Annotated in this window: 18 protein-coding genes; 11 read left to right on the top strand and 7 right to left on the bottom strand. The window is 45.4% G+C overall.

Features of this window, described 5'->3' with window-relative positions; translation table 11 throughout:
* The 5 genes from K5Q73_RS19300 to hemC form a co-directional block, all read right to left on the bottom strand.
* Window positions 1-2,517, bottom strand: a 2,517-nt coding sequence (locus K5Q73_RS19300) for a retention module-containing protein (RefSeq protein WP_259655241.1), incomplete at its 3' end; no start/stop codon positions are given.
* Between the two features lie 283 nt (window positions 2,518-2,800).
* Window positions 2,801-3,970, bottom strand: coding sequence for a heme biosynthesis HemY N-terminal domain-containing protein (locus tag K5Q73_RS19295; protein ID WP_220765535.1), 1,170 nt, complete (start codon window positions 3,968-3,970; stop codon window positions 2,801-2,803).
* Window positions 3,970-5,145, bottom strand: a complete 1,176-nt coding sequence (locus tag K5Q73_RS19290; protein ID WP_220765536.1) for a uroporphyrinogen-III C-methyltransferase — start codon at window positions 5,143-5,145, stop codon at window positions 3,970-3,972. Before K5Q73_RS19290 ends, K5Q73_RS19295 begins: the two co-directional genes overlap by 1 nt.
* 64 nt (window positions 5,146-5,209) lie before the next feature.
* A complete protein-coding gene (locus K5Q73_RS19285) occupies window positions 5,210-5,941 on the bottom strand; it encodes a uroporphyrinogen-III synthase (RefSeq protein ID WP_220765537.1) in 732 nt (243 codons plus the stop codon).
* Between the two features lie 7 nt (window positions 5,942-5,948).
* Window positions 5,949-6,881, bottom strand: coding sequence for a hydroxymethylbilane synthase (hemC, locus tag K5Q73_RS19280; protein ID WP_220765538.1), 933 nt, complete (start codon window positions 6,879-6,881; stop codon window positions 5,949-5,951).
* 198 nt (window positions 6,882-7,079) lie between these two features.
* Between hemC and K5Q73_RS19275 the strand changes: the two genes are divergently transcribed.
* Entirely contained in the window at window positions 7,080-9,503 is a 2,424-nt protein-coding gene (locus K5Q73_RS19275; protein ID WP_220765539.1) for a class I adenylate cyclase, read from the top strand.
* Window positions 9,504-9,587: 84 nt separating this feature from the next.
* On the opposite strand, the gene cyaY is transcribed toward K5Q73_RS19275, so the two are convergent.
* Window positions 9,588-9,917, bottom strand: coding sequence for an iron donor protein CyaY (gene cyaY, locus K5Q73_RS19270; protein WP_220765540.1), 330 nt, complete (start codon window positions 9,915-9,917; stop codon window positions 9,588-9,590).
* Window positions 9,918-10,316: 399 nt separating this feature from the next.
* Here cyaY and K5Q73_RS19265 point away from each other — a divergent pair, with 399 nt between their 5' ends.
* From K5Q73_RS19265 to K5Q73_RS19235, 7 genes are all read left to right on the top strand, one after another.
* Window positions 10,317-10,493, top strand: a complete 177-nt coding sequence (locus K5Q73_RS19265) for a hypothetical protein (protein WP_220765541.1) — start codon at window positions 10,317-10,319, stop codon at window positions 10,491-10,493.
* Between the two features lie 5 nt (window positions 10,494-10,498).
* On the top strand, window positions 10,499-11,743 hold the full coding sequence (gene lysA, locus K5Q73_RS19260; RefSeq protein WP_220765542.1) for a diaminopimelate decarboxylase: 1,245 nt from the start codon (window positions 10,499-10,501) through the stop codon (window positions 11,741-11,743).
* Window positions 11,744-11,808: 65 nt separating this feature from the next.
* On the top strand, window positions 11,809-12,636 hold the full coding sequence (gene dapF / locus K5Q73_RS19255; protein WP_220765543.1) for a diaminopimelate epimerase: 828 nt from the start codon (window positions 11,809-11,811) through the stop codon (window positions 12,634-12,636).
* Complete coding sequence (locus K5Q73_RS19250; RefSeq protein WP_220765544.1) at window positions 12,633-13,265, top strand: DUF484 family protein; 633 nt, start codon at window positions 12,633-12,635, stop codon at window positions 13,263-13,265. Before dapF ends, K5Q73_RS19250 begins: the two co-directional genes overlap by 4 nt.
* Window positions 13,266-13,277: 12 nt before the next feature.
* Complete coding sequence (gene xerC / locus K5Q73_RS19245) at window positions 13,278-14,198, top strand: tyrosine recombinase XerC (RefSeq protein ID WP_220765545.1); 921 nt, start codon at window positions 13,278-13,280, stop codon at window positions 14,196-14,198.
* Window positions 14,195-14,917: an HAD-IA family hydrolase gene (locus K5Q73_RS19240; RefSeq protein ID WP_220765546.1), complete on the top strand. Its 723-nt coding sequence runs from the start codon at window positions 14,195-14,197 to the stop codon at window positions 14,915-14,917. The genes xerC and K5Q73_RS19240 overlap by 4 nt, the downstream gene beginning before the upstream one ends.
* Window positions 14,918-15,028: 111 nt before the next feature.
* Window positions 15,029-15,493, top strand: coding sequence for an Sbal_3080 family lipoprotein (locus K5Q73_RS19235; RefSeq protein WP_220765547.1), 465 nt, complete (start codon window positions 15,029-15,031; stop codon window positions 15,491-15,493).
* A 74-nt stretch (window positions 15,494-15,567) separates the two neighbouring features.
* On the opposite strand, the gene ric is transcribed toward K5Q73_RS19235, so the two are convergent.
* Window positions 15,568-16,305, bottom strand: coding sequence for an iron-sulfur cluster repair di-iron protein (gene ric / locus K5Q73_RS19230; RefSeq protein ID WP_220765548.1), 738 nt, complete (start codon window positions 16,303-16,305; stop codon window positions 15,568-15,570).
* 335 nt (window positions 16,306-16,640) lie between these two features.
* On the opposite strand from ric, the gene K5Q73_RS19225 reads away from it, so the two are divergent.
* From K5Q73_RS19225 to K5Q73_RS21765, 3 genes are all read left to right on the top strand, one after another.
* A complete protein-coding gene (locus tag K5Q73_RS19225) occupies window positions 16,641-17,054 on the top strand; it encodes a hypothetical protein (protein WP_220765549.1) in 414 nt (137 codons plus the stop codon).
* Window positions 17,055-17,167: 113 nt separating this feature from the next.
* Window positions 17,168-18,586, top strand: a complete 1,419-nt coding sequence (locus tag K5Q73_RS19220; RefSeq protein WP_220765550.1) for a TolC family protein — start codon at window positions 17,168-17,170, stop codon at window positions 18,584-18,586.
* Entirely contained in the window at window positions 18,583-19,752 is a 1,170-nt protein-coding gene (locus K5Q73_RS21765) for an efflux RND transporter periplasmic adaptor subunit (protein WP_220765551.1), read from the top strand. The genes K5Q73_RS19220 and K5Q73_RS21765 overlap by 4 nt, the downstream gene beginning before the upstream one ends.
* The last annotated feature ends 8 nt before the right edge of the window (window positions 19,753-19,760 follow it).

Raw genomic sequence — 19,760 nt, 5'->3', positions numbered from 1 at the left:
TAGATCGGCAAAGCCGCCGCCATGATCCATACCAGCGATCACTTCACCTGTAATCGCGACAGTGGCGGCATCATTAACCGCTTCATCCACCACATGGGTGTCGGCGTTAGCGGTTGGACCATCATTGCTACCGTTAATGGTAATGGTGAGGGTGGCCATTGCTTGCTGATTATCAGCATCCTCAATCCAGTAGGTGAAGGTGTCGGTTTCTATATCACCGTCATCGAGGGCGTTGATAGTGGTATTATTGTCATCGAGTAAGTAGCTGTAACTACCATCGGAAGAGATAGTCAGCGTACCAAATTCACCGACCAGCACAACGTTGTTACCGATGGCGGTATCACCATCACCTATGATGTCACCGTCGAAGTTCTCGACTTGCACCACATTAAGGGGCTGGTTCTCGGGATCGCTATCGGCTAGATCGGCAAAACCACCGCCATGATCCATACCGGCGATCACTTCACCTGTAATCGCGACAGTGGCGGCATCATTAACCGCTTCATCCACCACATGGGTGTCGGTGTTTGCGGTTGGATCATCATTAGTACCGTTAATGGTTATTGTCACAGTTTCAGTATCAAAGGCGCCGTTAATATCGGTTACAGTGATATCGAAACTTAAGCTGATCACATCGCCTTGGGCTAAGAAATTGAGCAGATCGTTATCGATATTATAGGTCCAGCCTATTTCGTCGTTGTCGAGGCTAAAGCTGGCGACAATATCGCTGATTTGTTGGGCTGATAGGGTTGCATTGGCGCCATTTTGCCAATTGATATCGTTGTTATAACTACTATCTAGGCTAAGTATGTCATTGTTATCGACATCTGTTGCAGTGATGACTCCTGTGGCCACTAATCTGTCTGGGGCTATATCGATATCGTCTTCAGTAACACTACCTGATACGCCAACTGCTAGCTCTGGAATATCATTAGTACCGTTAATTGTTATAGTTACCATTTGAGTATCAGATAAACCGAATTCATCAGTCACTGTGATGTTAAAGGTTTCAGTTTCTGTGTCGCCAAAAGCAAGACTGTTAGCGAGTTCGTTATCTAAAGTGAATAGCCACTCACCCGTAAACTCGTTGAGGGTAAAATTACCGTATGGAGTCTGTGGATCGTCATTTAACTGCCAGGTTAGCACTGCACCATTATCGATATCATCGGCGGTTAGCGTACCACTAGCTTGTGGAATACCGTCTGTTGCTATGTTGCCACCGACCAAAACACCAGCTTCAGTAACATTACCTAAGGCGTCTTCGAAAGAGGTGGTGATCTCTGGAGCATCATTTTCACCAGTAATCGTAATAACAAGAGCTTGTACTACAGAATCCCCATCACTATCGGTTAATTGATAGTTGAATGTATCGAAGATCTGCTCCCCCTGAGCGAGAGATTGAATTTCTGATAATTGGTTGTTTAATTCATAGCTATAACTACCGTCTGCAGCAATGACTAATGATCCATAAACTCCAGATATAGCGGTATTACCAGCAATGCTATCGGTACTATTTTCGCTGTTGGTTATTTGGGTTACGGCTGCTAAGTCGGCACCTAGAGTATCGTTCTGTAGTACATTACCGGCTACGCCATCAAGGTTGTTTTGGTTAATGGCATTAATGTCATCTAAGCCGCTGGGAGCGTCATCTACAACGTTTGCTGTAACTAGGGCTGTTGTTTGTACGCCCTGATTGTCAGTGACCTGCAACAAGAAAAGCTCGGATAGCGTGTCAGAGTCTGAATGATCAAGCGTAGCCACTAAGCTATAGCTGTAGGTTAATACGGAATCAACTGGGTCATAGTTGCTAATCGTTAATACGCCATACTGGGTGGTAATTGATACCGGCCCAACAAAGTCGCCGTTAACAAAAACAGCTACGCCATTAATTATTAGCTCGTTGATCCCAGCTTGGACATTAACGGAGACACTTTCTGCTTGAGATAGTTGTGAGGCTTGTGGCTCAGAGCCTTGCTCTAGATGCTTCTCATATAAGGTCACGGCCCGAGCAAAGAGTTGCGGGCGTGCAAATTCAGTTAAAAAAACGGGTAACTCTTCTATCCGTTGGAGCTCTATTTGCTCAAAACCTGCGGTGTCATGCCCTGCGTTTGCTATAGTTTCGTCACCCATACGCCCTACGGCAACATAGCCACCTCCTTCATTTCCAGCTTGAGCCGTTTCGCCTGCTGCGGTATCAGGTAGGTTTTCGGTTGGATCTTCACCACTAAGGATCTGAGCCTGTAAGGCTGCAATTTCAGGGTCGACTATTTCTGCTGGTTGGTTAGTTTGCAGGACATCATTAGCCATAGGCTCTATGGTTAATTCGTCTTGAGTTATAGTGCTGCCATCACTGTATTGTAAGGTGAAAGTGCTTCCCGCAGAAAAGCTATAAGCCGTATTCTGCTTTAAGGTGTCACCCTGATTGAGGCTGATCTGTTCACCTTGGCTGTTTTTCGTATTTATAGAACCAGAAAGCTCGACAATCGTAGCGTCCTGCTTCGTGATAAAAGTATCCATTATTAAGTGCTCTAACTGGCTCATCCTTGAGTTAAATAGAGGGGATATCAATACTTAGTTAGTCATTATTTTTCTATTGATAGTACAAATTCTGTACTGCCTTGTGGCGTTGTCAAATCGAGGGAAGTCAAGTGAGGCTAGGAATAATTAATGTAAAATGCAGCTATAGCAGGGGAATAGACTTGTTATCAAATGCTTAGAATTACAGTGGCAGTACAGCAGATTTCGTTAAATAAAAAAAGGCCGCATAAATAGCGACCTTTAGTTAAAAAAGATATAAAGGCTAAATTAATTTAGCCGCATTACGTCTGGTTTGCAGGGCCCTGTTGAGCTCACCTAAGTGCTCCTGAGCATCAGCGAGAGCATGCAAACTATCCTTGTCATCTTGCAGGTAACAGGCTTTTTGCCACCAGATTTTGGCCTGATGATAATCATGGTTTTGCTGATACAGCTTAGCTAAGCAAGTTTGATAGTCGACGTTATTTTCAAATTGAGTTTCTAAGGCAAGCAACTGCTTTTTAGCTTCAACATCTGCTGGTGTGAGCACTTCAGCTAGCGCCTTAAAAATGGATGGTGCCGCAGAGGTCTTTACTTGCTTAAGTAACATCTTTATCGCTTCTGCTTTTCGTTCAAAGCGGCTCAGCCCAATGGCATACAGTGCTATATATTCTGCCTGCTTTCTTTCTGCTCGAGAGAGCCAGTGCCAACACTTTTCTAGCTCTTGCTCATTGGCTTTACTTGCCTCTGTTAGCAACGCCGTATTGGTTTTTAGCGACAAGGCCTGGAAGGCATCATCAGCCAAAATGTGCTTTTTACTCACGATAGGCAGCAGTAGCTTCAGAGCTTGCCAATCTTGTTGTGCCTGATAAAGCTCGATGGCTAACTTGAGAACGGGTTGCTTGCTTTTACTGGTCGGATTCAGTTTATCTAACTCTTCTCTCGCGGCAATAAGATCACCTTGTTGCAATAAATAACGAGTACGAGTAGTGCGAACCGCCTTGACGGCTAGGGGCTCTAGTTGCGCCTTAGCTAGATATTCATCACGGACTTGATGGTTATCTTGATGGTGCGCAGCTCGAGCTGCGGCGAGTAAGTTGAGGGCTGGAATTTCGCCTTTCTCGGCGCCTTTAGCCATGGCTTTTTCGGCAGCGGGCCAGTCTTCTTCCGCCAACGCGAGTGCGCCAAGAAGGGTGTGTTTCCTTGCGGCTTTTTTACGCCATCTTTCAGGAAGATAACGGCTACTGAGTATCATGTTCAATAACCAAACAACAACGAACTCAACTAACTGCAATAAGCTGTAAAAGATGATCAGTGCAATAACGGCGAATACAATACTGGTTTCAACCTGATAGTCACCAATTGCTAGATAAAGGTAGCCCTTACTGCCTACAAGAAAAGGACTAATGCACAGTCCTAATAAGATAATGACAAGATAGACGAGCGCTCTGACCATTACTGCGTCTCCTCTGTCATTAAGTTGCCATAAGTGACTAATTGGTTAAGTAGGTTAGATGCTTCGAAGCGTTCAATACTGGTCGTTTGGATCTTCAGTGTCTCTAAAGCATCTAAGGTCGCAAGCGTATCAATGGTTTGCTGATCTTTTAGATCGAAATATTGAAAAATCCATTTTCTCGCAAGCTTGATTGAGTTGCGGAAATTAACCTGATCTTGACGATAAAGGGCAAGTTGAGCTTGCAGCAGTTTATTGCGAGTATTTTCGACTAAGTACCACTGTTGGTCAGGCTCAAGCAATGGCGCCGCATCTGTGGTGCGCTTTCTAACAATAACGAAGTCATCAATGAGTGCTTGCCAAGATTTTGCTAGGTTAGATTGCCAGTCATCGAGCGAGTGACTGACTTCTGTATCGGCGAGTTCATCTGCCGAGAAGTGGGTCTCTGCTCGATTTAAAGGTAACTTTTCTAAGCCATCGATGATGGTGTCTAAGGTCAACACAGTGCCCGATATATCGGTGTTTTTTATCGTCGCTACGGCGGCAATATCTTTTGATAGCGCTTTTCTAAGCGGCATTAAAGAAGGATCGCGCATCGACTTTATACGTTCATCAGCCGCTCTTAATAGGCTAGTTGCTGTGCTTGGGTCTTTCTCAAGCCAGAGCTTCTGGCCTGCAAGTCTAACTAGGTACTTAGCTTCTTCTGCACGCCAATGGTTAGGGTTGCGCTGGGCGATAATCGATACTCGCTCTTCAAGCTGAGTTTGCTGATCGAGCGTCTGAGCCATGGTTAAGTCGACGCTAGACTTAAATTGGTTTTGTTGCTGTTCTAAGAAAGCAATTCGCTGATTTGGCTCAATGAGTACTGTTTGTAATTTTTGCTCTAGCGCTTGCTGCAGTTCAGCGGTTTCGTCTTGCTGAGCCTGTAGTTGTTGATAGAAGTAATATCCGCCAGCTGTTGCTGCAAAAGTCAGTAACAGTAATAAGAATAGGGTAAAGATAATCCCCCAAGGCGCAGGCTTGCTTTGAGATGACTGCGTTTGCACTGTGCTTTCATTAGAGCTAGTGCTTTCATTCGGCAGACTTTGCGAGGCTGACAGAGTGTCGTTAACTGGCTGCGCTACAGTTTGCTCAGTAGTTGGCTCTGAAGCGCTGGCGTCAGTGTTCTTGGTTTCCATTAAACAGTCCTTGAAAGCTATGATGCTGCAGTAATAGCGAGTATTAACTTAAGTTAGCTGCGAACTACTTTAAAGATAACGCAGCCAGCATGGCATTAGTGTTAGCGGCGCTAGCATTGCTAACATGTACAAGGCCATAAGCCTTTGCCTTTTCATATACTCGGGGGCTAGGGACTATAATATGACAAGTTTGCAGCCAAGCAAATAGCTCTTTTGGCACTGTTTTAACTAGGTTATCGAGTATTTCGCCACTGGTAATGATAATAGTGTTAATGCCGAAGCTTTGCCATTGCAGGCAAAGGTCTGCTGCATCAAGCGTTGGACAGCCACGTTTATAGACTTCCCAATAGCTGAGTAAGGCATTTCTGTTAATGAGCTCAGTGGCTAAATCTTCTCTGCCACCTTGACCTCTAACGATAATAATCTGCTTACCTGCAACATCAGTCAAAGAGGGAAGGGTGAGTAAACCTTCGGTTTGTTGGCAGTCGTCTGGTGCTTTTTGGGCATTAATCCCAAGTTGTTCTAGCGCAGCATGAGTGGCATCGCCAACGGCAAAATATTGCGCAGTGCTAGGCCATTGATGATTAATGGCTTGAGAAGCGAAAGCAACGGCATTGGTGCTGATAAAAATGATAATGTCGGCTCGATTAAGCTGTGTATCAATTTGATTAGCATCAAGATTAGAAGTGGACTGAACGTTAAGTAGTGGCGTGATGAAGTAAGAGACGTTGCGCTGAGTCAACGCCTCTGCCATCAACTGATTGCGCCCTTCTGGGCGCGTCAGTAAGACTTTCATCTGGGTGTTACGCGTTCGCGTAAACAGCGTCAAGAATGGTTTTAGCACCCTTGCTTAGCAGTTCTTCAGCGAGTGCAACGCCTAGTTTCTCTGCATCTGCAGTGCTGCCTGAGGTTGCGCCAGTGATGATTTGGCTACCATCTGGGTTACCCACTAAACCGCGTAGGTTTAATGTGTCACCGTCGATTTCAGCGTAAGCACCAATTGGTACCTGACAACCACCTTCAAGGCGAGTGTTCATTGCACGTTCTGCAATAACACGGATACGCGTTTCAGCGTGCTCAAGCGGTGCAAGTAGAGCCTTAACACGAGCGTCATCTGTACGACACTCAATACCTACAGCGCCTTGGCCGTTTGCTGGTAGTGATTGTTCGGCTGAAATAAAGCTAGCGATTCTTTCTTCAAGCTTAAGGCGCTTAAGGCCTGCTGCTGCAAGGATAATCGCGTCATAGTTACCAGCATCTAGTTTTGCTAGACGAGTCCCCACGTTACCACGTAGATCTTTGATCACTAGATCTGGACGCGCAGCACGAATTTGGCACTGACGACGTAGGCTAGAAGTACCGACTACCGCGCCTTGTGGCAAGTCTTCGATTGTTTTGTAGGTATTTGATACGAAAGCATCACGTGGATCTTCACGCTCACAAATCACTTCAAGGCCTAGGCCTTCAGGGAACTCAACTGGCACATCTTTCATCGAGTGAACAGCGATATCAGCTTGGCCTTCTAGCATTGCCACTTCGAGTTCTTTAACGAATAAGCCTTTACCGCCCACTTTAGCAAGCGGAGTATCTAAGATGATGTCACCTTTAGTGCTCATTGGTAGCAATTCTACTGTGAGGCCTTCATGGATTTTTTCCAGTTCAGCTTTCACAAATTCGGCTTGCCACATGGCAAGAGGGCTCTTACGTGTTGCGATACGGATCAGATTTTGAGACATGCTCGATATTCCATCTTAGAACTTATTTGCTTCAATGCTAACACCGCCCGATTACAGATGTAACGCTCTGCTTTTGATTCTTTGAAGTTCACCCTGTTCTAAATCACGAAAAAGTGTGATCTTGATCGCATTTACTTGCTGCAGATCAGTTTGGCGTATACATTAGGGGGGAGTTATATATTTCTAAGGTTGAATAGATTGCTAGAAGATATTGATAAGCTTCGACATGCCGCCGAGCGATTAAATATCATCAGGCATGCTAGAGCGATAGCTTTACTGTCGCCATTAAAGCGGCATCTTCTTCGGCTAATCCCTGCTTTTTTACATTTCCACGCCTCAAAACTACCTGGGTATAATGGCCCTCTCACACCCTGTGGGATAGTGGATTATCACACCGACTCAGAAACCATAGACGCTTGCGAAACCCTTGAAATAGACCTTTCTACTGCAGCCATTAGCGATATCCCTTTAATAGAGGGGATTTACAGCATGGGCAGTACCTCCAGTTTTGGTCAAAACCCCCAAAGCGATATTGACGTCTGGTTAGTGCATAACGAACAACTGAGTAAAGATGAGTGTGAGTTACTCGCTAATAAAGCCGTCTTATTGACTCAGTGGTTTGCAAAGTTTGATTTAGAGGTGAACTTCTATTTAGTGCATCCAGAGCAGTTTATTCGGGAGCAAGGAGAGCAAACGGATCTCTATAACAGCATGGGGCAAGAGCATAGTGGTAGCGCTCAGCATTGGTTATTACTCGAAGAATTTTATCGCAGCCAGTTTCGTTTGGCAGGCAAGCCGATTGGATGGTGGCCCAATGCCGCTAAATCTCCAAAGTTACTATCTTTGGGTGACACTAACGCTTTGCCAGCCAGTGAATATTTTGGCGCCTCGCTTTGGCAGCTCTATAAGGGCGTCGACAAGCCTCATAAGGCACTGCTTAAGGTGCTTCTTCTGGAAGCTTATGCCAGTGAATATCCCCATACTCGCCTTGTGAGTGAGCGGATCTGGCAGCGCACCTTAGCAGGCGACTTTTCCTCCAGCAATGACGCTTACTATCTGCTTTATGAGTCGATAGAGTCTTATCTTTTAGGGCGTGGCGAAGGGCGCAGGCTTGAAATTGCCCGCCGCTGTTTCTATCTAAAGTGTGGTGTAAAGCTGAGTCAGAACGATCAAGTTGTCGACTGGCGATATTACAAGATGAAGAAGCTGGTGAGTAATTGGAATTGGTCTGAAAGCTTATTGAAAACCTTAGACGATTGTGAAAACTGGCACTGCGGTCAATTGCAGTGGTTTAACGAGCAGCTCAATGAGTTGATGCTGGGTAGCTATCGAACCCTACTGCAGTTTGCCTCGACTCATAGACTCAGTGAAAGTTTACGGATCTCTGAATTAGGCCTATTAACCCGAAAGTTGCATACCTATTTTAGCGAAGACGCTAACCAGATTATGCGTCTTAATTCGCTTTGGAGTCGTTCTATTTTAGAGCCGTATCTTTCGGTGATCTACAGTAAGCAGGATGAACAATATTATCTATATCGCTGCTCTCCAGAGCCTAGGAACTTTCTCGAACACAGCGCGGTATTTCATTCTAAGAGTAAGGCCAAGCTCCTTGTGTGGGCTAGTCTCAATGGCGTTGCCAATGATAAAACTCGTTGGTATGAGGTTCGGCAGAGTAAGCGAAAATCTATCTATTTAACCCGAGCGGCAAATCGACTCGACGGGCTTGTGCTACATGAGTCGACTAAGGTGTCTAAGATGGCACTTTATCAGCCTTGGCATTTTCGAAAATTAGTGTTCTTGCTTAACTTCAATAGTGATCCTACGGAGAGTTGGTCGGGGCAAGATATTATGGTCGACTACATGAACAGTAATGTGTTCTCTATCGGTCGGCGCCATCAGAATATGGTGGACTCTATCGATGTTATTAGCCTTAATAGCTGGGGTGAGTGGCATTGTCATCATTTCGAGGGTGAGAAAAGCATCCTAGATACATTATCGTTTGTGACCCCAGGTATGAAACGAGCCAGTGCTGAAGTCTCGGTTGAGGTGATCAGCTGCTCCAGTAAGCTGCGCTCACAGACTGAGCGTACAGTGCATGATCTGTTATCCCGAGCGGTGCGGCTTAGTCGTAAGGCGCAAACTTCAGCGACATTAGGTTATGCCTTGCAGGTGGGTAAGCTGCGTTATGGACTCTTCTTCAATAATCGAGGCATGCATTACGAGAATTTAAGTGATGCTAAATCTTTCTATCAGCAATTGTCGCAGCGAAAATTACTCGAATTGCCTAGGCCAAGCTTGGGCGATGAACCCTTCGCTAAGCTTCCCGCTGTGATCCAGGACTATGCAGCCAAAGGCGCAGTTCAATACTTTCTACGTCAAAGAAAGCAGGGCTTAGATGTTTTTATCTTAGATGAGATGAATGAGCTTAATCATTATGTGCAAGAGGGCACGGATGTGAATGCGCTAGTGAATCAACTGAGCCATTACCATACATTTGAAGATCCACTGCTGACTAAAGAGAACTTTAATTTACCGCAGTTTTTCAAGCTAGATCGAGTGAAAGGCGTGTTAACGGCGGTGCCGTTTGGCGTGACCCTTGAGGCCTCGGAAGTCGATTTTTAAACGGATCAGCTTTAAATTTTAAGGCTGGTGATGTGCAGCAAGTTGAATGAGGAGTTGCCTCCCCATTCCATCAGTAGCATAAAATTAAAGATCTAATTTTAAGCCGCTTTGCTTGTAGATAGACTCTACTAGGAATGGCATAAATTCATGACCATTACGTTCGTCCATCCATTTGCCGTCAACATAGCCGAAATGGAATCCACCAAATTGGGTAGCCAACCAAATTTCATGCAGAGGCTCTTGCTTATTGATGACGATCTTAGATGCGCCATCGAACTCTAACTGCAGCACATTGCCAGAACCATCAACATCGACATCTGCATCTTGTTCATCAATAAGCACTTCTATCGCGTTATCAATTGTTTGAAATATTTCATCAACCAATTGATGAAATTCGAAATCTGTCATCGCCATGCTAATTGTTCCTCAGATTTAGTTAATACAGCCATATTACCAATCCAATCTGTGATTACCAATCACATTAATTTTGTGGTTAATCATCTGCTTAATAATCTTACTCAGAGAGTGTTTGTCTAAAGCACTTTAATTTCAATTAGTTGTGCTCGTGTGTGGTCGGTTGGTCTGGTGCGATGAGTATAACGATTAGTTGAATTATTTTGCATTAGCACTGAGATCCAGCATCAAGTTGTGATTTCTGACAATTATCCGCAGCGATTTTGGCACTATTGATGCGAGAAAGGCCTGATATAAATGCGTTATAGGGTTGACGCACAGCGGGCTTGTCTGCAAACATCAGGATTAAGAATTTTCGCCGATAGCAAGCCATAGTGTTATTGCTCCAAGGGTCAGCCGATGTTGAAAAAAATGAGACTGTTTTTGCTAGTAGGGCTTGGTAGCCTAGTACTTTTAGGTTGTGGGCAGAAAAGTGCGTTATTTAGAGCGCCTCCGCAAGATGTTAATCAGCAGGCAGCTGACAAGCAGGTGTCTGACGCAGAGCATAAGCAAAGCGAACAGAGCAAAAAGGACTAAAGACGTTGGATCATTTTTTATATCAGGCAGATGAACTCTACGCGGAGCAGTGTCAAGTTGCTGAGCTTGCAAAGCAGCACGGAACACCGCTTTATATCTATTCTCGTGCGACACTCGAGCGCCATTGGCGTGCATTTGATAATGCAGTGAGCGAGCATCCACACCTTATCTGTTATGCGGTGAAGGCTAACTCAAACATTGCTGTCCTTAATGTGTTAGCACGTTTAGGCAGTGGCTTTGATATTGTCTCGGGCGGTGAGCTGTCGCGAGTAATTGAAGCTGGCGGCGATCCGGCCAAAGTTGTTTTCTCAGGCGTGGGTAAAACAGTCGCCGAGATGGAAATGGCGCTTAACCTAGGTATCTATTGCTTTAATGTTGAGTCGGCAGCCGAACTTGAACAGCTAAATCTTGTGGCCTTGCGTCTAGGTAAAGTGGCACCGGTATCGCTACGAGTAAACCCTGATGTTGATGCAGGTACTCATCCTTATATTTCGACCGGCCTTAAAGAGAATAAATTTGGTATTGCGATGGAAGAAGCGGAAGCTATCTTTGCTCGTGCTAACCAATTGGCAGGCCTTGAAGTTAAGGGAGTAGATTGCCATATTGGATCGCAACTTACCGAGATTAAACCTTTCTTAGATGCCATGGATCGAATGCTATCGCTAATCGATCGCTTAGCAGATCAAGGTATCGAGATTAAGCACTTTGATGTGGGCGGCGGACTCGGTGTGACTTACGATGATGAAGTGCCACCGCAGCCAGATGTTTATGCAGCCGCATTGCTTGAGCGCTTAGGCGATCGCGAGCTTAAACTGATTTTTGAACCAGGCCGCGCGATTGCTGCAAATGCTGGGATCTTTGTTACCCAAGTGCTTTACCTGAAAGAAAACAGCGATAAGCGTTTTGCTTTAGTTGATGGCGCGATGAATGACTTGATCCGCCCATCTCTTTATAGCGCTTGGCAGAAGATCGTTCCGGTGATCGGGCGCGCAGGTGAAACCCACAGTTATGACGTTGTTGGCCCTGTGTGTGAAACCGGAGACTTTTTAGGTAAAGACCGTCAGCTTAATGTTCAGGCGGGTGACTACCTTGCCGTGCGTTCATCTGGTGCCTATGGCTTTACCATGGCGTCTAATTATAATTCACGTCCACGTGCAGCAGAGCTGATGGTGGATGGTGATAAAGCCTATGTTATTCGAGAGCGAGAAAAAGTCGCTCAATTATGGCAAGGCGAGCAGATCCTGCCGTAAACTAGAATAATACTAAGCCGCGGAGGCAAGGCGTTCGCGGCAGATACTTTTTAAGGATGTCCATCTTGATCCAATTCACTAAGATGCATGGGCTAGGCAATGACTTTATGGTCGTCGATGGGGTGACACAGAATGTGTTTTTCTCTCCCGATCAAATAAAGCGCTTGGCCGATCGGAATTTTGGCGTGGGCTTCGATCAGTTACTACTGGTTGAGCCTCCCTACGATCCCGATTTAGATTTTCATTATCGCATCTTTAATGCTGACGGCAGTGAGGTAGAGCAGTGCGGTAATGGCGCACGCTGTTTTGCACGTTTTGTGCGTAATAAAGGCTTAACCCAAAAACATAAAATTCGTGTCAGCACCTCTTCGGGCAAAATAACCTTACGTCTTGAACGAGATGGCAAGGTGACAGTTAATATGGGGATCCCAGCTCTAGAGCCAGGTAAGATCCCATTTACTGCGAAGAAGGTTGAGAAAACCTATTTGTTGATGGCATCAAGTGGCACCTACTTATGTGGCGCTGTCTCTATGGGCAATCCTCATTGCGTGATAGAAGTCGAAGATGTGGCAGCTACCGATGTCGATACCATAGGTGCCGAGCTGACTAATCACGAGCGTTTTCCAAAGGGCGTTAATGTTGGATTTATGCAGGTGTTAAGCCCAAGCCATATCAAACTTAGAGTTTATGAGCGCGGCGCGGCAGAAACCTTAGCTTGTGGTACAGGTGCCTGTGCTGCAGTCGTTGTTGGGATCTTGCAGGGTAAACTGGATAGAAATGTGCAGGTTGACTTGCCAGGCGGAAGCTTGATGATCAACTGGGACGGTGAAGGTAAGCCGTTGTGGATGACTGGGCCTGCTGAACATGTTTACGATGGGCAGATCGCGCAATGATCGATAATCAAAATTCAAACGCCCCCTTTGACGAGATCTTGATCCGCGAATACTTGTTGGATAATCCCGACTTCTTTAGTCGTTACCCTGAATTATTGCTAGCCATGCGCATTCCTCATGCTGAACGCGGAGCGGTATCCTTGGTTGAGCGTCAGCAAGAGATGCTGCGCCAACGAGTGAGCCAGCTGGAAGAAGAGATCACTGCGCTACTGGCCATGGCATCTCGCAATGAACAGATCTTTATGTTTAACAGTGCATTATCTATGGAACTGCTAAAATGTGAAGATATGGGCGAATTGCGTCAAGTACTGTCGAATAGCCTCAAAGAGCAATTTCAATTTAGTCATGTCAGGCTTATCACAGTACACGACATCGACAGTGAGTTATCGCAGATCTGGAGTAAACGTCTCGACTCGGGGTATTACTTTGGCCGTTTAACCAATGAAGAGTCTAAACGTCTGTTTGGCACTGAAGTGGGCTCGGTTGCATTATCACGTTTATCTAAAGAGTGCGGCCAGGTGATCTTTGCGATCGCAAGCCAAGATCCAATGCATTTCCATCCAGAGATGGATTATTTACTCTTGTCGCAGCTTAAACAGTTACTCGATCATCAACTGACAAAAATCTAATAGCGAGGCTTTATGGCTGACGAAGCGTTATCGGCTAATGTGCGTTGGTTGACTGACTTTGAACGCTACCTGCGCACCGAGCGCCAAGTCTCAGCTTATACGGTGCGTAACTACTTGTTTGAACTACAACGTGTCGAGAAGCTGTTTAGTGAAACGGATTCTTGGCTGTCTCTACAGCACGGATCTTTGCAAGCTATGTTGGCGAAGTTACACCGCAAAGGCTTAAGTCCACGCTCACTCTCTCTTACGCTTTCTTCACTAAAGCAATTTTATGAGTTTTTGCTTAGAGAGCAACAGATTAAGGTTAACCCAGCCATTGGTCTGACGGCACCTAAGCAGGGTAAACCCCTGCCTAAAAATATGGATGTCGACTCGGTGAGTCACCTACTGGATATTGATGGCGACGATCCACTTAGTCTGCGTGATAAAGCCATTATGGAGTTATTTTACTCCTCAGGCTTACGACTTGCAGAGCTTGCAGCGCTCAATGTGAGCGATATTCAGTTTTCACAGGCACAGGCACAGGTAAAAGTCTTAGGTAAAGGCAGTAAAGAACGCATTGTACCTATCGGGAAGTTGGCTTTAACGGCGATAAACCAATGGCTGGATATCAAGCGCGATATTGCCTGTGAAGATGATGCCCTATTTGTTACCGCTAAAGGTAAACGCCTGGCGCATAGAAGTATTCAGGCGCGTCTCGCCAAGTGGGGCCAAGAGCAGGCTTTAGGCATTAAAGTGCACCCCCATAAGTTACGTCACTCCTTTGCGACTCATATGCTTGAATCCAGTGCCGACCTGCGCGCGGTGCAAGAGCTTTTAGGTCACGCTAATCTGTCGACCACGCAAGTGTATACCAGCTTGGATTTCCAGCATCTTGCTAAGGTATATGACGGTGCCCATCCGCGAGCTAAAAAACGTGGAGATAAAACATGAAGATCTATATTCGCCCGCAAGCTTTTGAGGCTATAAGTTTCGACTTGGACGATACGCTTTACGACAATCGACCAGTTATCATCAAGGCTGAGGCTGCGATGCTGCAGTTTTTGCATCAAAGCTATCCTCAATCGACAAAATGGCAGTTCGATGACTGGCGTAAACTTAAACTGGCCTTGTTTAAGCACTCGCCTGATCTGCGTCATGACACCAGTTTAGCAAGACTGGTAATGCTGGAGCATGGCCTTAAGAAATTGGGTTATGACGAGAAATTAGCAAAGGCTGGTGCTAATGCAGCCCTTGAGCACTTTGTGAAACATCGCAGTAATTTTAAGGTGTCCGATGAGGTGGTTGAGCTATTAACTCAGCTTAAACAGAAATATCGCTTAATCGGTATTACCAATGGCAATGTTGATTATCAACGTATTGGCTTAGCCGAAGTGTTTGAGTTTGTGCTGCATCCCGGCCACGGTTACAAGCAAAAGCCATCGAGCGATATGTTTGCGCTAGCGGCTACGAAATTGGATTTGCCTCTCGCGAGTATTCTGCATGTCGGTGACAGCGCTAAGAGTGATGTTGATGGTGCCAGACGAGCGGGTTGCCAGGCTGTATGGTTGAACCCAGGTTTCGGTGTGGCTGAAAAGTCAGCGGTGCATAGTCAACTGCCACATATTGAAATCTCATCAATAATGCAGTTAAGCCAAGTTTGTAGTAGTTAACATTCAACGGATTGATTAATGTTACCACTTTGTTACTCACCTCTATCTTGTTATGCTCAGCACTCTTAAACGTTTAAGAATAAACATAGTTTTAATTAGATAAGGATTATCATGAAAAAACTAATCATTGCCGTGTCAATATTGCTATTCACTAGTGCTTGCTCAATTAAGCAAAGAGTCGATCCTGTGCACGTTAATAATAACGCAGAGGTCTGTATTCAGAAAAATCCTGATGTGCGGGAAGGCTTCTTGGAAGAAATGGAAAAAATTCTAGCTGAGAAGCAAATTAATTACCGCGTTGTGGAGCAATTAGATGCGAGCCTGCAATGTGAGTGGACGGCAACTTATACTGCTAACTGGCGCTGGGATCTTGCGTTATATATGGTTTACGCAGAAATTAAGGTCTTCCATGAAGGACGGTTAGACGGCGAGGCTATTTATGATGCGCGCAATGGTGGCGCGAATATGAATAAGTTTATTGATGCTGAACCTAAAATACGTGAGCTGATTGAGCAGCTTATTCAGCAAAAGCAAGCTTCAGTAAATTGGTCTCCGTTGCAACAAACTGCTATTTAATAGAAAAGGCTCACTGATGTGAGCCTCTTATTTTTATGGGTCAGCCTTTATACGCTAACCATCAGTTCGATGACTCAAGCGGTTAGCGCAAGCGCTTTGGGGAACAAAACGTTGTTCTCAATATTAATATGCTGTTTTAAGTCCGCTTCGAATTCTGCCAAGCTGGCGTAACATACGCGCCAAGTGGTGCAGGCGTGCGCTGGTGGGGTAAAGTTATTTGTTAGCTCGCGGATCTTTTCAAAGATCTGCAGTGCATCATTGTGCTCATACTGCATAGCATTAATTGGATTGCCGATATGACCAAAGCAGTTTTGCATCTCAGCTTGGTTATGTAGCCCTAAAATTGCAGGGAATAATATCTGTTCTTCTTTCATCAGGTGAGGCATTAAGTCATCGACTAATGCACGGATCCAACCTGCTAGAGGCTTTATCTCGTCATGATTTTCACCGTGGGCACGCACCATTTTTTGGCTGTACTCTACCAGTAAAGGCGCTTTCTCTCTTACAAAAGTGTGATGAGTCGATTCAATGTAATTGAGCAGATCGGGTAAAGCTAATTGCTCTAGACCTTGCTGCTTCTCGCCTTCAGTGTCTAACGCCATTAATGCATCGAGAAGCGCTGTTTCATCAGCATCAAAGCGTGTAATTGCTCGGGCTAATGAAATACCGCCACCACAACAAAAATCGATACCATGCTGGCTAAACAAATGGGCAGTGCGAAAGTCGTTAGCGACTAATTCTCCTACACGAGAGGCAAGTAGGCTTTCTTTGGATTGAAGAGCTTTCGAGTGAAGTGTGTTTGATTTAGTCATTGGCAGATCCAAGGCAAGTTTAGTTTGAAATATACGTGCATATTATTTGCATCTTTTGGCGTGTTCAATTATTACTTGAGTAAAATGCTCAGGTAATCACACTTTGAGGTGTAATTTAGCTCGATCTAGGTAGAAGTCCCAAGCCAAGGTTTATTGCTATAGATGTGGTTTCATCGATGTTTTCGGAAGTTTTTTATACACAGAGCCGATTAAGATTTGTAAACGCATAGTGTTTTAATTTTGATTAATTTAAACTAGCCAGAATCAAAGTGATACGAGTGTGCGATAAAGTCAGTTATGTACGTTATTAAAAACAAAGGTAATGCTGCGGCCTAATGTCGAGCTTATCGCGTTTTATCCGAGCAATATTCATCACCTCTCCAGCTAAGTTGGGGCGGATGTTGTTGATCGTGATTTTAACGATGCAATCCATGGTAACTATGGCTGATGATTGTACTTCTGCTCATGATGATTGTGGCAGTGAAGTCACCTATGTGGCTGAGCATACGAACGGCACTGTAAATAACACATCACAATGTGATGAAGTTGAAACAGCAAGTCATGTAGAAGATGACTGCGCTGAGTGTAGCAATAACTGCTGCTCATGTTGCATGACCTTAATGCACCCTATCACTGCGTTAAAATCAGTGACAGCAAGCCCTAATAGCCACATTTTTGCTTTTAGCTCTACTTCTATTGAGTCCCCTTATTTCGCTTTCCTGCGCCCCCCTAAAGCCTTAATCGTTTAATCAAAACTTTATTCATTTAGCGAGCTTTTACAAGCTTGCTAAAGAGCTGTTGCCCTCTTGTAGGTTTAACTCACAGCTCTGTATTTTTGTATTAAATCGAGGCTTAATCTCCGATGTTTCATAATACTTATTGCGCAAAATCTGTCACTAAAATTGGCATGTTTTGTGTTTGGCGAGGGCTTTATTGCACCTTGGCGCTTATTGCTCTGATATCCGCAACCTCAGTTATTGCGGCTACAGCCGACTCTAACGGTAATGCAGAACAATCTAATACGCTTTCTTTACCGGTTGTGATTGAACGGGTTCAACAACAGCATCCATCACTGAAAGTGTTTAAGTTTAGGCAGCAAGCGCTTGATGGCGCAGCGCAAACTCAAGCGTTGACTCCAGGCTTTGAAATCGGCTTTGATGCCGACAATCTCGTGGGCAGCGGTGAGTTCCAAGGAATTGATAGCGCCGAGTTTAGCGTATCTCTGTCTTCTGTCATTGAGCTTGGTGACAAGTTAGATGCTCGCAGCGGTATTGTTAGTGAGCAGCGCGCTGTATTAGATGCCGAACAAAAAATTACCGCATTAAACTTATTAGCTGAAGCAACACGTCGTTATATCGATGTATTGGCGGCGCAGTCGCAACTGCAACTTGCTGTTGATTCATTACAGCTTGCAGAAGAAACACAAGCGGTTGTAGCTAAGCGCGCTCAAGCAGCTGTAACACCTGAGGCCGAAGTAAAGCGCGCCCAAGCGGCGGTATTTAATGCCAGACTGGTTGCAGAAACTCAGCTACAGCAGCTTGATTACGCCAAATTAGCGTTAAGCATGATGTGGGGTGAGTCTCAGGTTGATTTTGATTCACTAGAGGGGAGTTTGTTTGCCTTTACAGATGATGTCGCACTAGAGCCGTTATTTGAGAAAGTAAAATATAGCCCGGCTATTACTGCTTATTTGACTCAAGCACAGTTAAAAGAAGCTGAACTACGTTTTGCTAAAACCCAATCTAGCAGCGATATAAGCTGGTCGGTCGGCGTAAAGCAGTTTCAACAAACCAATGATATGGCACTGACAGCAGGTTTTAGTATGCCGCTGTTTAATGGTGAGCGTAACACAGGTGCCTTGCTATCGGCTCAGGCCGAAAAAGAGCAGGTGCTTGCGAATCGAGAAGTGGCTTTACTAGAGCTTTATGGCCAGCTATATCGTGCTTACGCCAGCCGAAAACAAGCAATGGTGACGGTTAATCGTTTGCAAGCCAGTGTTATCCCTACCTTAACTTTAGCGCTTGAAGATACCCAAACCGCCTATGAGCAAGGCTTGTATAGCTATCTTGACTACTTAACAGCCCGAGAAGAATTACTCTTTGCTCGTCGAGCATTGATTGATGCTGCGGCCTCTGCACTACGTTATGGCGTCGATATTGAACAGCTGATTGCTGAGCCGTTACCCGCTTCTCAACATACCTTCTTTAATGATTTTTCCAAGACTGCTGACTTTTCTAACGCAGCTAATGTTTCTAATGCTGCTACAGGACAAACCAAATGAACGCGACCTTATTAAATAAATTCTCCTTAGTTCACCTTGCTGTTGTTGCTGCGGTTACATTGATGATTAGCACCTCGGTTAACGCTTCTGCTGAGCACAGCCATGAGCCAGCAAATAGCCATGAGCCTGAGCATCATCATGAAGTTGCGCATCAAGAGCAAACAGCGCACACCAATCAGCATCAAGACGAGCATGATAGTCACGGTGATGAGCATAGCGATGAACATGGCCATAATGATGGTCATCAAGACGAACATGTTGGTCACGGTGATGAACATGGCCATAATGACGGTCATCAAGACGAACATAGTGGTCACGATGATGAACATGGTGATGAGCACGGTCACGACGAGCATGAAGAGGGCAGAGTTCATATCAGCGCCGAGCAAATTGTAGCCTCGGGTATTGCGACAGAGCTTGCTGCAGCGGGCGATATCAAACAAATATTGACGGTATATGGCCGTGCAGTAGTGCCAGAGGCGGCCAGCAGTGAAATCCGCGCGCGCTTTGCCGGCTTAATCACCCGCATGAATGTGACCGTTGGCGATAGCGTTAAAGCCGGACAAGTGGTGGCAGAAGTCGAGTCAAATTCCAGCTTAAAGCGCTACTCCATTAAAGCGCCAATCTCCGGAGTGGTGGTGAGCCGCACTGCTAACACTGGCGAGATGGCCACTGACAATGTGCTGCTGACCATTATCGATGACAGTCAGCTTTGGGCGCAGTACCAAATCTTTCCGGGTCAACTCAGCAAGGTTGCAGTGGGGCAAGCGCTCAGCATTTCTGCTCAGCAGCTAACAGCGGCTTCGAGTATCCAATATCTACTCAATTCAACAAACGGTGACAACATTAAGCTCGCTCGTGCGCCACTCGATAACAGCAGCGGCCAATGGGCGGTAGGGGCTTTGTTATCAGGAAAACTGACGCTGAGTAAACAAGCGGTGGCGTTAACGATAGATAACCGCGCACTGCAGGAGTCAGAAGGCCAGCAAGTGGTGTTTATCCGTAATGATGAAGGTTTTGAAAGACGCGCTGTGACTCTTGGCCGCAGCGACAGTGAAATGAGCGAAGTATTGTCGGGTCTTGAAGCTGGCGAAGAATATGCCGTTGCCAATAGCTTTTTACTCAAAGCCGATCTTGAGAAATCAAGCGCTGCCCACGTTCACTAAAGGAGACG

The organism is Shewanella sp. MBTL60-112-B2 (assembly GCF_019655055.1).
Lineage (GTDB): Bacteria > Pseudomonadota > Gammaproteobacteria > Enterobacterales > Shewanellaceae > Shewanella.
This window is presented reverse-complemented; position numbering and strand designations above follow the sequence as displayed.

Coding starts and splice junctions, on each gene's coding strand:
- K5Q73_RS19295 (WP_220765535.1), bottom strand. CDS start 3,970: ATGGTCAGAGCGCTCGTCTATCTTGTCATTATCTTATTAGGACTGTGC.
- hemC (WP_220765538.1), bottom strand. CDS start 6,881: ATGTCTCAAAATCTGATCCGTATCGCAACACGTAAGAGCCCTCTTGCC.
- K5Q73_RS19235 (WP_220765547.1), top strand. CDS start 15,029: ATGAAAAAACTAATCATTGCCGTGTCAATATTGCTATTCACTAGTGCT.
- xerC (WP_220765545.1), top strand. CDS start 13,278: ATGGCTGACGAAGCGTTATCGGCTAATGTGCGTTGGTTGACTGACTTT.
- K5Q73_RS21765 (WP_220765551.1), top strand. CDS start 18,583: ATGAACGCGACCTTATTAAATAAATTCTCCTTAGTTCACCTTGCTGTT.
- cyaY (WP_220765540.1), bottom strand. CDS start 9,917: ATGGCGATGACAGATTTCGAATTTCATCAATTGGTTGATGAAATATTT.
- K5Q73_RS19225 (WP_220765549.1), top strand. CDS start 16,641: ATGTCGAGCTTATCGCGTTTTATCCGAGCAATATTCATCACCTCTCCA.
- K5Q73_RS19290 (WP_220765536.1), bottom strand. CDS start 5,145: ATGGAAACCAAGAACACTGACGCCAGCGCTTCAGAGCCAACTACTGAG.
- K5Q73_RS19285 (WP_220765537.1), bottom strand. CDS start 5,941: ATGAAAGTCTTACTGACGCGCCCAGAAGGGCGCAATCAGTTGATGGCA.
- K5Q73_RS19265 (WP_220765541.1), top strand. CDS start 10,317: ATGTTGAAAAAAATGAGACTGTTTTTGCTAGTAGGGCTTGGTAGCCTA.
- K5Q73_RS19250 (WP_220765544.1), top strand. CDS start 12,633: ATGATCGATAATCAAAATTCAAACGCCCCCTTTGACGAGATCTTGATC.
- K5Q73_RS19220 (WP_220765550.1), top strand. CDS start 17,168: ATGTTTCATAATACTTATTGCGCAAAATCTGTCACTAAAATTGGCATG.
- K5Q73_RS19240 (WP_220765546.1), top strand. CDS start 14,195: ATGAAGATCTATATTCGCCCGCAAGCTTTTGAGGCTATAAGTTTCGAC.
- ric (WP_220765548.1), bottom strand. CDS start 16,305: ATGACTAAATCAAACACACTTCACTCGAAAGCTCTTCAATCCAAAGAA.